This window comes from Herminiimonas sp. NPDC097707 (assembly GCF_044761395.1).
Classification (GTDB): Bacteria; Pseudomonadota; Gammaproteobacteria; order Burkholderiales; family Burkholderiaceae_D; genus Oxalicibacterium.
In genome coordinates this window covers 1,648,057-1,662,850 of record NZ_JBIWCI010000001.1, presented here as the reverse complement: position 1 = coordinate 1,662,850, position 14,794 = coordinate 1,648,057, and the positions used below count along the sequence as shown (strand labels likewise).

At 55.0% G+C, this 14,794-nt stretch carries 14 protein-coding genes; 6 read left to right on the top strand and 8 right to left on the bottom strand.

The window, feature by feature from the left end; all coding sequences use genetic code 11:
- Nucleotides 1-9: 9 nt before the first annotated feature.
- From ACIQW9_RS08020 to rarD, 8 genes are all read right to left on the bottom strand, one after another.
- A complete protein-coding gene (locus ACIQW9_RS08020) occupies nt 10-1,284 on the bottom strand; it encodes an FAD-dependent oxidoreductase (RefSeq protein ID WP_402335148.1) in 1,275 nt (424 codons plus the stop codon).
- Between the two features lie 213 nt (nt 1,285-1,497).
- On the bottom strand, nt 1,498-1,695 hold the full coding sequence (locus ACIQW9_RS08015) for a hypothetical protein (RefSeq protein ID WP_402335146.1): 198 nt from the start codon (nt 1,693-1,695) through the stop codon (nt 1,498-1,500).
- Between the two features lie 434 nt (nt 1,696-2,129).
- Nucleotides 2,130-2,981, bottom strand: coding sequence for a sulfate ABC transporter permease subunit CysW (gene cysW, locus ACIQW9_RS08010; protein ID WP_402335143.1), 852 nt, complete (start codon nt 2,979-2,981; stop codon nt 2,130-2,132).
- Between the two features lies 1 nt (nt 2,982).
- A complete protein-coding gene (gene cysT, locus ACIQW9_RS08005; protein ID WP_402335140.1) occupies nt 2,983-3,828 on the bottom strand; it encodes a sulfate ABC transporter permease subunit CysT in 846 nt (281 codons plus the stop codon).
- Between the two features lie 171 nt (nt 3,829-3,999).
- Nucleotides 4,000-5,010 carry a thiosulfate ABC transporter substrate-binding protein CysP gene (cysP, locus tag ACIQW9_RS08000; RefSeq protein ID WP_402335137.1) on the bottom strand — a complete coding sequence of 337 codons (1,011 nt, stop codon included), beginning with the start codon at nt 5,008-5,010 and terminating at the stop codon, nt 4,000-4,002.
- Between the two features lie 1,093 nt (nt 5,011-6,103).
- Entirely contained in the window at nt 6,104-6,682 is a 579-nt protein-coding gene (gene sodB / locus ACIQW9_RS07995) for a superoxide dismutase [Fe] (protein ID WP_402335134.1), read from the bottom strand.
- 179 nt (nt 6,683-6,861) lie between these two features.
- Nucleotides 6,862-8,223 (bottom strand): exodeoxyribonuclease VII large subunit, encoded by a 1,362-nt coding sequence (gene xseA, locus ACIQW9_RS07990; RefSeq protein ID WP_402335132.1) that lies wholly within the window; start codon nt 8,221-8,223, stop codon nt 6,862-6,864.
- A 28-nt stretch (nt 8,224-8,251) separates the two neighbouring features.
- Nucleotides 8,252-9,136: an EamA family transporter RarD gene (gene rarD / locus ACIQW9_RS07985; RefSeq protein WP_402335129.1), complete on the bottom strand. Its 885-nt coding sequence runs from the start codon at nt 9,134-9,136 to the stop codon at nt 8,252-8,254.
- Between the two features lie 498 nt (nt 9,137-9,634).
- Between rarD and ACIQW9_RS07980 the strand changes: the two genes are divergently transcribed.
- The 6 genes from ACIQW9_RS07980 to kdsB all read left to right on the top strand — a co-directional run bounded on the left by ACIQW9_RS07980 (nt 9,635) and on the right by kdsB (nt 14,747).
- Complete coding sequence (locus tag ACIQW9_RS07980; RefSeq protein ID WP_402335126.1) at nt 9,635-11,260, top strand: AAA family ATPase; 1,626 nt, start codon at nt 9,635-9,637, stop codon at nt 11,258-11,260.
- A gap of 350 nt (nt 11,261-11,610) precedes the next feature.
- On the top strand, nt 11,611-12,222 hold the full coding sequence (locus ACIQW9_RS07975; RefSeq protein WP_011871880.1) for a MotA/TolQ/ExbB proton channel family protein: 612 nt from the start codon (nt 11,611-11,613) through the stop codon (nt 12,220-12,222).
- A 21-nt stretch (nt 12,223-12,243) separates the two neighbouring features.
- Nucleotides 12,244-12,678: an ExbD/TolR family protein gene (locus ACIQW9_RS07970; protein ID WP_402335123.1), complete on the top strand. Its 435-nt coding sequence runs from the start codon at nt 12,244-12,246 to the stop codon at nt 12,676-12,678.
- Nucleotides 12,679-12,734: 56 nt separating this feature from the next.
- The gene (lpxK, locus tag ACIQW9_RS07965) at nt 12,735-13,805 is read left to right on the top strand and encodes a tetraacyldisaccharide 4'-kinase (protein ID WP_402335121.1); all 1,071 of its coding nucleotides are present in this window, start codon (nt 12,735-12,737) and stop codon (nt 13,803-13,805) included.
- Nucleotides 13,786-13,965, top strand: coding sequence for a Trm112 family protein (locus tag ACIQW9_RS07960; protein WP_402335118.1), 180 nt, complete (start codon nt 13,786-13,788; stop codon nt 13,963-13,965). The genes lpxK and ACIQW9_RS07960 overlap by 20 nt, the downstream gene beginning before the upstream one ends.
- 29 nt (nt 13,966-13,994) lie before the next feature.
- The gene (gene kdsB / locus ACIQW9_RS07955; RefSeq protein ID WP_402335115.1) at nt 13,995-14,747 is read left to right on the top strand and encodes a 3-deoxy-manno-octulosonate cytidylyltransferase; all 753 of its coding nucleotides are present in this window, start codon (nt 13,995-13,997) and stop codon (nt 14,745-14,747) included.
- The last annotated feature ends 47 nt before the right edge of the window (nt 14,748-14,794 follow it).

Genomic DNA, 14,794 nt, shown 5'->3' with positions numbered 1-14,794 from the left:
TGAAGAATTTTATTTTGAGGATGGTCGGGCAGGCGCCTGCAATTTTTCATGTGCTTGTCTATCCAGGATATGTTCCGGCTGGACACCGATGCCGACCGCATACGCTGGAATCTTGCGTAATGCGGGCCAGCGATTCAATAGTTTTAACGGCCAGGGAATCGTGAGTGCCTGCTTGCTCTGCTTGCCGATCACTGGCACCAGTACGCGGTTCTGGATGGTGACTTGTACCGCTTGCGTGATGCGTGCCGGAAACAGGCGTCGACTTTGAACCTGCTTAAGTAGAGGCGTCAATGCCTTTGCCTGCACCTGCGGATTGGCGAGTGACTTGGACAAAATATTGGCAGTCGCAACCGCATCCTGAATCGCCAGATTGATACCGACGCCGCCTACGGGTGACATCGCATGCGCGGCATCGCCTATGCACAGCAAGCCCGGCTTCCACCAACGTTCCAGTCTATCGACAGTCACACTCAGCAATTTGATGTCATCCCAGCTTTGCAGGGATGACACGCGATCTGCAAAGAGCGGTGCGATAGCGGCCAGCTCGGCATGGAAGCTTGCCAGCCCGCGTTCGCGTATGGCGGCGATGCCGCCTTTCGGAATTACATATGCACATTGCCAGTAGCTGCCGCGATGCAGCATGACAAAAAACTGCCCCGCGCCCAGCCGAGCTCCGGTGCTGGATGGATCGCCTGCCGCCATCGGCAGGCGCATCCACAGGACATCGATAGGCGCGCCGAGATCGCGTACCGTGAGTTCGGCTGCCTTGCGCACGGCTGAATGACGGCCATCGGCACCGATGGTCAGGTCGGCATTGACGAGCAGGGGGCCGTTAGCCGTCTCGACGTGCACGCCTGTTACGTATCCATGCTGTTCTTGCAGCGTAGTCGCTTCGGCATTTTGCAACAGACGAAAATGAGGATAGCTGACAGCGTGATCGCGCAGGAAATCCAGAAAGTCCCATTGCGGCATCAAGGCGATGAAATTGCATTGCGTGTGCAGACGTGAAAAATCGGCGATCGTTAATACCTGGCCTGCCACGCTGATACTCAGTTCGTATGCCTTGTCATGAGGGCGTTGTAAAAACGCCTGCAGCAAGCCGAGCTCATGCATGATTTGCAGCGTGGACGGATGCACGGTGTCGCCGCGAAAATCGCGTAAAAAATCGCCGTGTTTTTCCAGCACGATGACATCCACGCCTGCCCGCGCCAGCAGCAAGCCCAGCATCATGCCGGCCGGACCACCGCCGACAATACAGCAGCGCGTATGAAGTTCATTCGGCATGCATTCCCTTTTTGAAAAAAGAATATGACTAGGATGCCGTTTTTTGCCTGCGGCGTGGTGTGATTATGCGGATTGTTTCAACTGAAAGTAAAGCGGAAGAGTGCGGGAATGGGTACGGCGGAGCAGTGAGCGGATCAGCCTTGCAATGCATGGAATGTTCAAGAATTCCCATGCATTGCAAAGCGGATCCGGTTTTTCCAGGAACAAATGAATTTACTGGAACGAACCTGTCTTGGTTGTGCTGAAGGGAACCACGGTGATATGGGCCGGTTCGCTTGAATCTTCCGTTTCGACGTCTGCATCGTCCTGCTTTTCCTGTTCTTCAGAAGCATGCAGAAGATGGGCGTCCGGAATACGTCTGACGTGGGTCAGGAAGTTCGGGTTATTGAGTTCATCGTGATTGTTGTACATGTCGATTCCTTATCGAGTGCAGCTTGCGAGATTCGGCAAGCGCAGGGGTTGTTATCGCATGTCGCGGTTTTGCACTTGGGCAAAATCGATGCGCGACCCGAGTGGCAAGAATAAAAGAGCCGGTATGGATTGGCGATCAGAGACCATCCCAAAATTTTGTAGGAATGCTCTGACGAAGGTGCTGCGAAAGTGCAGCGAAGGCGTAACGAAAATGCAACGAAGCTGCAAATTCATTGCTGAGTATACCGCTTCATACGTTTGCGCGTATTTCACTGCGGGTGGAATGGAAGCGCGTACGCTTGGCGAACGATGTCGGAATCTACGATGGAGACCAACGGGAATGCTGCGCTGGTTTTCAGCGCAGCGCGATGATAGTGGATTTCTATGCCGGAAGGAAATGATTCCGGATTTATTTCAGTGTTGCGTCTGCCTGTCTAATTTGCATCATCGTCTTTTGCTTCCGCCTCGCGCCTTTCCTGCCGCCATTCCATGGTTGTTTTCAGGATCAGCGTCAGCAGCGCCATACAGGCGAGCAGGGCGGCAGCGGTAAAGGCGGCGGCAGTCTTGTAATCGTTATTGAGTTGCTCCACCAGCAAAGGCAGCGTCAGGGTTTGATTCATGATCGTGCCGGACACCACTGCGACCGCGCCGAATTCGCCGACTGCCCGTGCATTGGTAATCACGGCACCGTACAGCAAGGCCCATTTAATGTTGGGCAAGGTCACATGGCGGAAAATCTGCCAACCGGTGGCGCCCAGCGACAAGGCGGCGATCTCTTCCTCGGTGCCCTGTTTTTGCATCAGCGGCATCAGGATGCGGGCGATATACGGTGCCGTCACAAAGACGGTCACCATGATGATGCCCGGCCATGCAAACATCAGTTGAACATCTTTTTCATACAGCCATTGGCCGATTACGCCTTCCAGTCCATAGACCACCAGATAGCAGAAGCCGGCGACCACGGGCGAAGTCGCATAGGGAATCTCGACCAGAGTAATCAACAGCCGACGGCCGAAAAAATCGTAATGCGTGACGCACCATGCGAGCAGGATGCCGAACACCAGATTGATAGGCACGGTCAGTACTGCAGCCAGCAGTGTCAGGCCGAGCGCATGCCGCATGTAATCTTCACTGAGATTTTGCCGCAGCAGTTCCAGGCCGCCGCTGAATGCCTGCGTGAAGATCAGGACCAGCGGTACGATCAGCATCAGTATCGTCAATACGATGCCGAGACCGATCAAGATCCACTGATGTGTGGAGGTCGGACGTTTGATGGTGGATGCCATGTTATTTTCCTCCCGCTGTTTTGAAAAGCCGTCCCTGCACAACCTGCAGCAGGAACAGCAATAGCAGTGAGGCCAGCAAGACTACGGAGGCAATGGCCGCCGCCGCCGGGTAGTTGTATTCCTGCAGACGGACGAACAGCATCAGTGATGTGACTTCGGTCTGGAAGGGGATATTCCCGGCAATCATGATGACGGCGCCGAATTCACCGAGGCTGCGGATGAAGGCTTGCGAGGAACCGGTAATCAGGGCGGGAATCAGGGTCGGCAAAATCACGCGCCAGAAAATCTGCCACTTGTTTGCACCCAGCATTAGCGCCGCTTCTTCCAGCTCGTTCTCCATGTCTTCCAGGACCGGTTGCACCGAACGTACGATGAAGGGCAGGCTGGTGAAGATCATCGCCACGACGATGCCGGGGAATGCATAAGAGATTTTGATGCCGAAAATGTCAAACCACTGACCGAGCCAGCCGGTAGGCATGAACAAGACGGACAGCGTCACGCCAGCGACCGAGGTTGGCAGTGCAAACGGCAGATCGACTAGTGAATCGATCAGGCGACGGCCAGGGAAATCGTAGCGTGTGATGATCCACGCCAGCAAAAAGCCGATGAAGGTCACGATCACGGTGGAATAAAACGCACCCATCAGCGTGACTTTATAACTCTGCAGCACGCGTGCATCGGTAATTGCGAACCAGTATTGATCGAAGCTCATACCGCTGACGTAGACCAGCAGCGCCGAAATCGGTAGCAGAATCACCAGGCTGATATACAACACCGAAAAACCGAAGCTTATCGAGAAGCCCGGCAGGATCGGCGTGTTGCGGAAGAAGCGGAGAGACGAATTCACAATAGGGTGCTCGGCGGCAGTGAGGCGTTACGATAAAACGCGATTCGGAAAACAAAACGACCATCCAGATGGCGGATGGTCGCGTGGAAGGTGGCATTGTAAACCACCGTCATCCAGTCTGACAAAGAACTATGCTGGTGCAACAGGATCGCTGCTGCACCAGTTGCTGTCTTAGTTCCGTTGACTGAGTAATTGATCCAGCATCGCGCCGCCGGCGAAATGTGCAGCCTGAATCTGATCCCATGAGCCGAGCACCTTGGTTGGATCGATCAAGCGTACTTTTGCGTAACGATCCGCCACTACTTTCGCCACATCCGGATGGTGCACGCGATAGTTGAAGGTGGTCAGCAGCAATTGGATTTCACGCGAGTATTCGTAGTTCAGGTAGGCCGTGGCAACCTTGCGGGTGCCTTTTTCATCGACGACTTTATCGACCACGGCAACCGGGAATTCAGCCAGCACGGAAACGGGTGGAACGACGATTTCGTATGCGCCGGATTTGAACTCATCACTCTTTGCGATGTTGATCACTTCCGATTCAAAGGTCAGCAAGGCATCGCCCTGATTGTTTTGTGCAAATGCCACGGTGGCGCCACGGCCGCCGGTAGGGAAATTCACGACATTGTGCAGCAGCTTGCCGACGAATTGCTTGGTCTTGGTCTGGTCGCCCTTGAATTTTTCATTTGCGTACAGCCATGCGCCGAGATAGGTGTAGCGTGCATTGCCCGAGGTTTTAGGATTCGGGAATATCACTTTCACGTCGTCGCGTACCAGATCGTCCCAGCTCTTGATGTTTTTCGGATTGCCTTTGCGCACCAGGAAAGCGATGGTGCTGTAGTAAGGCGAAGCATTGTTTGGAAATGCTTTTTGCCAGTCTTTGCTCACCAGGCCGCGTTTGGCGAGGATGTCGATATCGGTCACTTGATTGAACGTGACGGTATCGACCTTTTTACCTTGCAGGATGTCTTGCGCCTGACGCGAGGTACCGGCGAACGATTGGTCGATTTTCAAATCCTGACCAGTTTGCGCTTTCCATTGGGCCTGAAATTTCGGATTGATGGCAGCAAAGACTTCGCGCGCGACGTCGTACGACGCATTCAGTATCGGTTTGTCCTGCGCCTGAGCAGCGCCTGTCAGCAGGGTCGCCGCAGCGGCTGTGAGTAAAACAACTTTTTTGAACATAAACTACTCCGTGTTTGCGTAAAAATTCGTGGCAGGGAAATGATCGCCTGGTCGCTATACTGCGTGTCGGCAATGATGTGAGTTTGGAAAACTTCCCGAGTGGAAAGAAATATATCAAACATCCTTATTCGCTCCAACGATAGTTTTCGCATGTGATCATGCGAAAAAAGCATAAGGGGCGGTTTGTGGGATTGATGTGGGGTTTTCTTCGTCGATGTTCAGTTGTCGGGAGTCTGGAGATGTTTCTCTGTCTTGTTTTAGTGATGGCTGAAACGGTTCTTTCTTCGATGAGGCTCAGTTGCCGGGGGTAGCCCGGCGGCTACTCACTTTTCTTGCTTCGCCAAGAAAAGTAAGCAAAAGAAGGCGACCGCACAGCCGCTGCCCTTCGGGTTCCCGTTTATGCCGTGCAAAAAATGGGAAACGGGCGAAACTCGCTGCGCTCAAACAACGCCCATTTCTCTTTCCATTTTCTGCACGTCACAAACGGCAGCGTCACAGCGGAAGCTGCAGGTTCGGCTCGCCTGCGGCATTGCCGAACCCAAATCGTGATGGTGATGACTTGAAATTAAGCAGGGACGTACTGGGTTAATGGGTTTAAGCCCAAAACACTGGCGAACGATTCAGCACCCGTGTATCAAGCGCCCGATGCCGCAGGCGAGGAAGCGTGTCGTCCCGCTGTGACGCTGCCAGTGATGCGATGCCGAAAATGGATCAAGAAGTGAACGTTGTCTGAGCGCAGCGAGTTTCGTTCACTTCCCATTTTTGGCGGCGCAGCACTGGGGAGCCCGTAGGGACAGCGGCTGTGCGGTCGCCTTTCTTTGCCTTCTTTCTTTGGCGAAGCAAAGAAAGAAGGTGGCCGCCGGGCCATTCCCGGCAACTGAGCTTCATCGCAGAAAGAACCGCCTCAGTTAAGACTAGAAGTTGGCAAGACAGAGAAACACCTCTGGACCCCCGACGACTGAACATCGACGAAGAAAACCCGATATCAATACTCACAAACAAAAAAACGCCCCGAAAATTCGAGGCATTTTATATATCTACTGCAGCTGCAAAAGCATCAGCCATTAAAAATAACTGATGCAATCAAATCAAATTAACCCAGATTTTTCGCAACGAAATCCCAGTTCACCAGCGCCCAGAACGATTCAACATACTTCGGACGCGCATTGCGGTAGTCGATGTAGTAAGCGTGTTCCCATACGTCGCAGGTCAGCAATGGGGTGTCGGCGCCGGTCAATGGGCAGCCGGCGTTCGAGGTGTTGGCCAGATCGAGCGAGCCGTCGGCTTTTTTCACCAGCCAGGTCCAGCCGGAGCCGAAGTTGGTGACGCAGGACTTGGTGAATTCTTCCTTGAACTTGTCGAAGGAACCCCATTTGGCGTTGATAGCGTCAGCTACCTTGCCGGTTGGAGCGCCGCCGCCGTTTGGTTTCAGGCCGTTCCAGTAGAAAGTGTGGTTCCAGACTTGTGCTGCATTGTTGAATACACCGCCGGAAGATTTCTTGATGATGTCTTCGAGCGATGCGTTTTCGAATTCGGTACCCTTGATCAGGTTGTTCAAATTCGTCACATAGGTCTGGTGATGCTTGCCATAGTGGAATTCGAGTGTCTCTTTGGAGATATGTGGAGCAAGTGCATCCAACGCATAGGGCAGTGCCGGCAGGGTATGTTCCATGGTCGTCCTTTTAGGGGTTAAAAATGAGATGTTCTTTTTGAAAGGGCTTATTGTAAGACGGTTATGCAATGCTTGCACACGACGCAAGTCAATTTCCATGAACGCGGCTTGTGCGGCGCAGGCGAAAGCAAATAGCGAGGCTATGGCTGCGTTCATTTTGCCCCGCTTTCATTGCTGCCTTACTCCAGGGTTTGCTGCACGCTGGCAATGCCGATCTGCGCGCTACCCTCCGCCAGTCGCACCGTAACATTCTGTCGCGGCCGTAATTCCTGCGGCGCTCGCACGATGTTGCCTTTTTCATCGCTGACGATGGCATAACCGCGTTCCAGCGTGCGTTGTGGATTGAGCATTTCCAGTTGTGCGGAAAGTGCGCGCAAACGCTGCTCCTGTGTGGCGCTGCGTGTCTTCATCTGATTGCTCAGGCGCCGTGCGTGTTCGGCGACGCGAGCGCGCTGGATGCGCGTGTCCGGCAACTGCGTCAGCCAGCGATTACGCAAATGGGCCAGCGCAAACTGCGCCTTGCCGAGCGGAATGCGGGTAGCGTGTCCCAGACGCGCCTGCAGATTTTGCAGTTTCATCTGCTTGTGCGCGATCGTGGCCGATGGGCTGATCAGGCGGCGCGACAGCCAGTCCAGCGTTTGCGCGGTATCCGACAACTGTCTTTTCAGTGCGCGACGCATATCGTCGGCCTCGGTTTGCAGCCGCGCCAGCCATTCCGTTCGTGGCGTCGCTGCCAGCTCTGCTGCCGCAGTCGGTGTAGGAGCGCGCACATCGGCGGCGAAATCGGCAATCGTGAAATCGGTTTCATGGCCGACGCCGACGATGACGGGGATATCGCAGCCGACGATCGTGCGGGCGACGATTTCATGGTTGAACGACCACAGGTCTTCTATGCTGCCTCCGCCGCGACATACCAGCAGCACATCGCATTCGGCGCGCGCCGAAGCGGTGGCGATCGCCTGTGCAATCTTGTTGGCAGCGCCTTCGCCTTGTACCGGCGTTGGATACAGGATGGCGCGCACATGCGGTGCGCGACGCTGCAGCGTCGTTAAAATATCGCGCAGCGCAGCGGCTTGCGGACTGGTGACGATGCCTATTGTGCGGGCAAACAAAGGGAAGGGACGTTTGCGCGCAGGATCGAACAAGCCTTCCGCCGCCAGTTTTTCCTTCAACTGTAAAAATGCTTCGTACAGATTGCCGACGCCGGCGCGCCGTAGGGCTTCCACGCTCAATTGATAATCGCCGCGCGGTGCATACAGTGTGACCAGCGCGCGCACTTCTACCCGGTCGCCTTCGCGTGGCATGAAATCGGCATATTGGGCACGACCGCGAAACATCACTGCACGTACCTGCGCCGCGTCGTCTTTCAGTGTGAAATACCAATGTCCGGAAGCGGCGCGCGTGAAGTTGGAAATTTCGCCGGCTATCCATGTGAGCGGAAAGCTGCGCTCCAGCATGCGGGAGACCGCCTGGTTCAATGCAGAGACGGTGAGCACGTTTGGTGTCGGCGTCTGGTTCGGATTTGGATAATCGATAGCCATGGTTTTTTTACTTGAATTTACGTAATGCTCAGCGCGCCGGCCGTGCTTTGTATAGGCTTGCGGCGCCTTCGGCCACCAGCAAGAATACGGCAATCCAGATGGGAATGTAGGTCAGCCATTCGTGCGGCTTGATGCTTTCTCCCAGCAACAAGGCGACCAGAACCAGCAGTACAGGTTCCACATAACCGAGCAAGCCGAACAGGCTAAGACGGAGCATCTGGCTGGCGACCATATAAAAAATCAGCGCACACGCACTGAGTACGCCGAGCAGCGGGATCAGCAGATAGAGTAATGGATATTCGCCCAAGGCAGTAAAGCCGACATCTCCCGCATGGATAAACCACAAGCCTGCCGGCAGCAGCAGTGCCATGTCCAGCCATAAACCGCCCAGATTGTTTGCGCCCATGCGGCGGCGTAACACGAAATACAGCGGGTAGCCGAAGGCCACTACCAGCGTTTCCCATGAAAAACTGCCGACCTGGAACAGTTCGTTGGCGACACCGCACATGGCGCAGAACGCTGCCAGTTTCTGCGGCCGGGAGAGGCGGTCCTGATAGACGATGCGTCCGGTCAGCAACATGGTTAACGGGAGCAGGAAGTAGCCGAGCGAGACATGCAGCGCGCGGCCATGCAGCGGCGCCCACATGAACAGCCATAACTGGATGCCAAGCAGCGCAGCGGAGGCAAGTGCGCCGACCAACAGCAAAGGCTGACGCCGGATTCTTTGCATCAGCGTGTGTATCAGTTGCTGGCGGCCGCAAGTCCAGATGAAGATGGTCAGGAAGGGAAAGGTCAGCAGCGTGCGCCAGCCGAAAATCTCTTCGCCGTCAAGCGGGGTCAGCAGCGTCGAATAGAAATACAGAACGGCAAACAGTGTCGAGCTGAGCACTGAAAAAACAATACCTTTGGACACTGCAACTCCATCATCAATAGGCCGGATTATTCGAGCGCTCAAGTATAAGGATTTCTTTGCGGATATCAGCGTGTATTTGGCAAAATTGCCACCTTTCGCAGGACCTATCATGATGGCTGGCTGGATTTGCGCTGTTCATGGCCGGATTTGTATCATGTCAAGGCAAGGCTACATGGCCGTACGACGCTGGCTTCACATGACCGGCTTATTGCTTTATGATGGGAGGCTTACTAAAAGCAAGGGACGATCTCTCAAGGCGTAAAAAATGCGCTGTTGACGAAGAGGCAGGATAGTAGTTGGCCGCCGAATTTCGATTCCGGCTGTTGATGCCAACAAGAGTATGCGGCTTCCAGAGATGGAGGCCGTTTTCTTTTTTCGTCCCGATGGATTGGGTACGCGAGCCCGAACCTTGTTTCGGGTCTTCGCTTCTTTAATCGCCTGGAGCAATATTCCACCAGGCATGTAACTTTGCCGGGCGCGACATTAGCAGGAGCTGTGATGGATTACGAAATACCGGAATCATTGGTCAATGTATTGTTGGGGATGATAGAAGCCGAATCTCCTCTGGCAAAACGCCTTACCGAACATGGTGTATGTCACGGTAACATGATCGTGCCCAGCAAGTTGTTCGACGCGGCTGCGCTGAACAGCTTGTACAATTTATGCAAGGTACAGGACGAGCGCGCGCTGATGTTCCAGTTGCTGGCGCAGGACAATATTCTCGGCGCGCCGCAAGCGCGCAAAATTCCCAGCCTCGACAAGCTGGTGCCTGGCCTGGCTGCCTACCTGTCACGCGATGTGATCGACGGCTGGCTTTACAAACGCAACAAGGACGGCGTACTGCTGCCGTGGCTGGTGCATAGTCTGCGCTATGTGGTGCCGGATCTGGGTGCACCTTATGTGGTGGTCGATCTGCTGGCCAACACGATGCCGGCTGCCAACAAGGAAACGTCGTCCGATTACCGGATGCGCCGTTCGGGCATGACGAATGCGATCGTGATTAATAATCACGATATCGCCAACCGTACTATTCCCGAGCTGCTGACCGAACGCGGCTACTTCAAGGAGTGCGCCGAATTCAAACAGGAGTACGAGGCGCACGCCAAGTCTTTTCTCAAGTACCAGACGAAATTCGGCGCGCAGTTTGTGGCGCGCCATTCGGCTTTTTACAATGATGAAAAATCCCGTTTCCATTTGATGCGTATACGGGATGGCGTTTCCGCGAAATGCGTCAACGACGAAGAGATGCTGGATCGCCGGTTTGAAATGAGTGCGGATTGCGCATTCTGGCGCGACGCTGGTTTCGAAGTCGGCTTTGAAAAAATTCCGCTGCACTGCTATCTGTACATGTTCCATCTGGAACTGCACCAGAATATCTGGGTGCACGTGCAAAATCTGACGGCATATCAATACAAGCCCGAGTTGCGCGACAAACTGATCCTGCCAGATCACCATCGCGATCTGATCGACATCCTGACGGCCGACATGACGGTGCTGATGGAGGATATCGTCGAAGGCAAATCGGGCGGCACCACCATTCTTTGCAAGGGCGCGCCTGGTTTGGGCAAGACGCTGACCGCTGAAGTGTATTCCGAAGTCGTCGGCAAGCCGCTGTATCGGGTGCATTCCGGTCAGCTCGGCATCACCGCCGCTTCGGTGGAACACAATCTGTCGCAGATCTTGCGTCGCGCCGCCCGCTGGGACGCAATCCTGCTGCTGGATGAAGCCGACGTGTACATACGCTGCCGCGATAATGATCTGCAGCACAATGCGATCGTGGCGGAATTCCTGCGTACGCTGGAATATTTCAATGGCCTGCTTTTCATGACCACCAATCGTATTCAGGACGTGGACGACGCCATTCTGTCGCGCTGTATTGCGACCATCCAGTATGAAACGCCGTCGAAGGAGGATGCCATGCGTTTATGGAAAGCCTTGTCTGGGCAATTCGGCGTCGAATTATCGGACCAGCTGATCGATGCGCTGAGCAACACCTATGCAAAATCGAGCGGCCGCGACATCAAGGAATTGCTGAAACTTACTTCCAAGTTCTGCAAGAGCAAGAACATCCCGTTCTCTGAAGAGACTTTCAGGCAATGTGCGATGTTTCGCGGCATCCATTAAGTATGCTGTCATGGCAGGCGGGCATGATGCTCGCCTGCGGATGGAAATTAACGCGATCATGCACAGATGTGCACAGCTTCATTTTTGTGCAGCGTAAAAAAACGCTTTGAAATCAAGTGCTTTGCGTTCTTCCACGCAGTTGCACACAATGTTATCCACAGAAAATGTGCACAAGCTGCAGCTCCCGGATTCTTGGCCAGTGAAAAGAATTTCATGGATTGCTCCGATGACGGTTAACATGTCGTAGCGATGTATTCCAGCCGTTTCGACGCCGCTGGAAACTTGCTCTCGTTGCGCCAAACCGTTACATTCTCCATCCATACTTACTTGAACCAAAGAAGGAGCTTCCTTTGCTCGCCATTATTCATGCAGCAGGCTGGCCGATCTGGCTGCTGCTGATCGCTTCCGTTATTGCCCTGACCCTGATCATCGAACGCAGCCTGTATTTACGCCGGCGCCGCATCCTGCCACCGAGCTTGCTGGAAGAAGTGGTGCGGGTTTATCACAATGGAAAAATTGACGCGAACGTGGTGGCGACGCTGGAAAAGAATTCGCCGCTAGGCCGCGTGCTGGCCGCCGGCCTGCGTAACGTAAATGCGCCGCGTGATGTGATGAAGGAATCGATCGAGGAAGCCGGGCGCGGCACTGCGCATGAGCTGGAGCGTTTCCTGACAACCTTGGGAACGATCGCCACACTGGCGCCGCTGATGGGTTTGTTCGGCACCGTGGTCGGTATGATCGAAATTTTCGGTTCGCAAAATGCGACCGGCACCGGCGCCAATCCGACGCAACTCGCACACGGGATTTCGATTGCGCTGTACAACACCGGTTTCGGCCTGGCGATTGCGATGCCATCGTTGGTGTTCTACCGTCACTTCCGCGCGCTGGTCGATAGTTTCATCATCGACATGGAACAGCAGGCTGTGAAGTTCGTCGACACCGTGCACGGTGCACGCAAGTAAGCCACTGGAAAGAACCGCCTCATGAATTTTCGCAAAGGGCAGGGTCGCGAAGATCCCGAAATCAATCTGATCGCGTTCATCGACGTGTTGTTGGTGATTCTGATTTTTCTGATGGTATCGACCAGCTACAGCAAGTTCACCGCTTTGCAGATTACATTGCCGACCGCCGATGCGGAAAAAGCAATGGAGCGTCCATTTGAAATCAATGTCATTGTTGATGCGCAGGGCCGGTATGCGATCAATAACACGCGGGTCGCGGTGCAGAATCCGGAAGCCCTGGCCGAAGAATTGACTGCGGCGGCAGCGGCATCCGGTAAAGCCAATGTGGATCCGGTCGTCATCATTGCGGCCGAGGCCACTGCCACGCATCAGAGCGTGATCAATGTGCTGGAAGCAGCGCGTATCGCCGGCTATTCCAAAGTGACTTTCGCGGCGCAGGCCAGCGGTAAAAAGTAAGCCTTGTCGTTTTATCGCTGTCGCCTGCTGCGACAGTGTCTTTCATTCACGGAAGCGTGCTCTTGGCCCTGCAACGTTCTAATCTCGAAGAATTTTTTAAGCGGACATGGGCGCGGCGCGGTCTGGCGGCCTGGCTGTTGTGGCCTTTATCCTGTCTGTTCGGCGTGCTGTCTGCCCTGCGTCGCCTCTGTTATCGCCTCGGGATTGCCAAAGCACAGCACATGCGGGTACCGGTCATCGTGGTGGGAAATATTTTCGTGGGCGGAACCGGTAAAACACCGCTGACGATCTGGCTGGCGCAGACATTGCGGCAGGCGGGTTTTCATCCCGGTGTAATTTCGCGCGGCTATGGCGCCAGCAGCGATGTGCCGCGCGCGGTCACGCCGGATGCACTGGCGCAGGACGTGGGCGACGAACCCTTGCTGATTGCACATCGCACGCAGTGCCCGGTGATGGTCGGACGCGATCGGGTTGCCGTTGCGCAGGCCTTGCTGGCAGCACATCCGCAAGTCGACGTGATTATTTCGGATGACGGCTTGCAGCATTACCGTCTGGCGCGCGATATTGAAATCATGCTGTTCGACGGGCGCGGTAATGGCAACGGCTGGTTGTTGCCGGCCGGCCCTTTGCGCGAACCGGTATCGCGGCGGCGTGACTTTACCGTGATCAATGGCTCGCCGGAGGAAACGGCGATGCCGCCGGATGTGATTCAAATGCGTTTGTCCGGCGTGATGGCTGAGCCTTTGGCCGCGACCAATCTGCCGTCGGAAGATTTGCCGTCGCGCGCGTTGCGTTCGTTTTCTGCCGCTACCACCGGCTTTTCTCCGGCGCGGATACTGGCGGCTGCCGGCATCGGCAATCCGGAACGCTTTTTCGCCCAGTTGCGGGCCGCCGGCCTGCAGTTTGACGAGATGCCATTGCCGGACCATTACGATTTTGTCGATAATCCTTTTGCTGCCGTGAATGCGGATGTGATTCTGATCACGGAGAAGGATGCAGTAAAATGTCGGCAAAACGATGCACTAAGAAACGATCCGCGTGTGTGGGTCGTACCTGTAACTGCGCATCTTGATGATGCGTTCGCTGAACAAATTGTGGAGAAACTCCGTGGACACTCGATTGCTTGATATTCTGGTTTGCCCGCTCTGTAAAGGCCCGCTTGAGCATGATAAAAAAACGCAGGAACTGATTTGCAAGGTCGATAAGCTCGCCTATCCGATCCGCGACGGCATTCCCATCATGTGGGCCGATCAGGCGCGCGATTTGCAGACGCCTGCAGCCGGCTGAGGCCGGCCGTCGCCCTTCCGGAATCGCCGATGTCTTTTACCGTCATCATTCCCGCCCGTCTCGCTTCTACCCGCTTGCCGAATAAGCCGCTGGCCGACCTGGGCGGCAAGCCGATGATTGTGCGGGTGGCGGAACGAGCCATGCAATCCGGTGCGTCACGCGTCATTGTGGCGACCGATCATGCCGATATTTTCGCCGCATGTGTGCAAAACAATGTAGCCGTGCAAATGACACGCACCGATCATCCGTCCGGCACCGACCGCATAGCGGAAGTGGCGGCAGCGCTCGGTTTGTCCGATGATGCGGTGATCGTCAATGTGCAGGGTGATGAACCACTGATCGATCCCTCGCTGATTGCCGCCACCGCAACCCTGATTTCGCACGAGGTGCCGATGGCAACGGCGGCGCATACGATAGACGACATTGCCGATGTCTTCAATCCGAACGTGGTGAAAGTCGTGCTGGATAAATCTGGACGTGCGCTGTACTTCTCGCGGGCGACGATACCGTGGCATCGCGACGGTTTTGCGCAGGGCAGGGAACAATTGCCGGCAGCGTATGCGCCGCTGCGCCATATCGGTTTGTACGCATATCGGAATGCCTTCCTGCAAGCGTATCCTCAGCTTGCTGTGTCGCCGCTGGAACAGATTGAAGCCTTGGAGCAATTGCGCGTGTTGTGGCATGGCGTGCCGATTGCCGTGCACGTCACGCCGCATGCGCCGGCAGCGGGTGTGGATACGCCTGAAGACCTGTTGCGCGTGCGTCGTTATTTCACGCAGTGATGGTACGTTTTGCTGCGGTGCAGCAAAGGCAAAAAATGGATTTGATA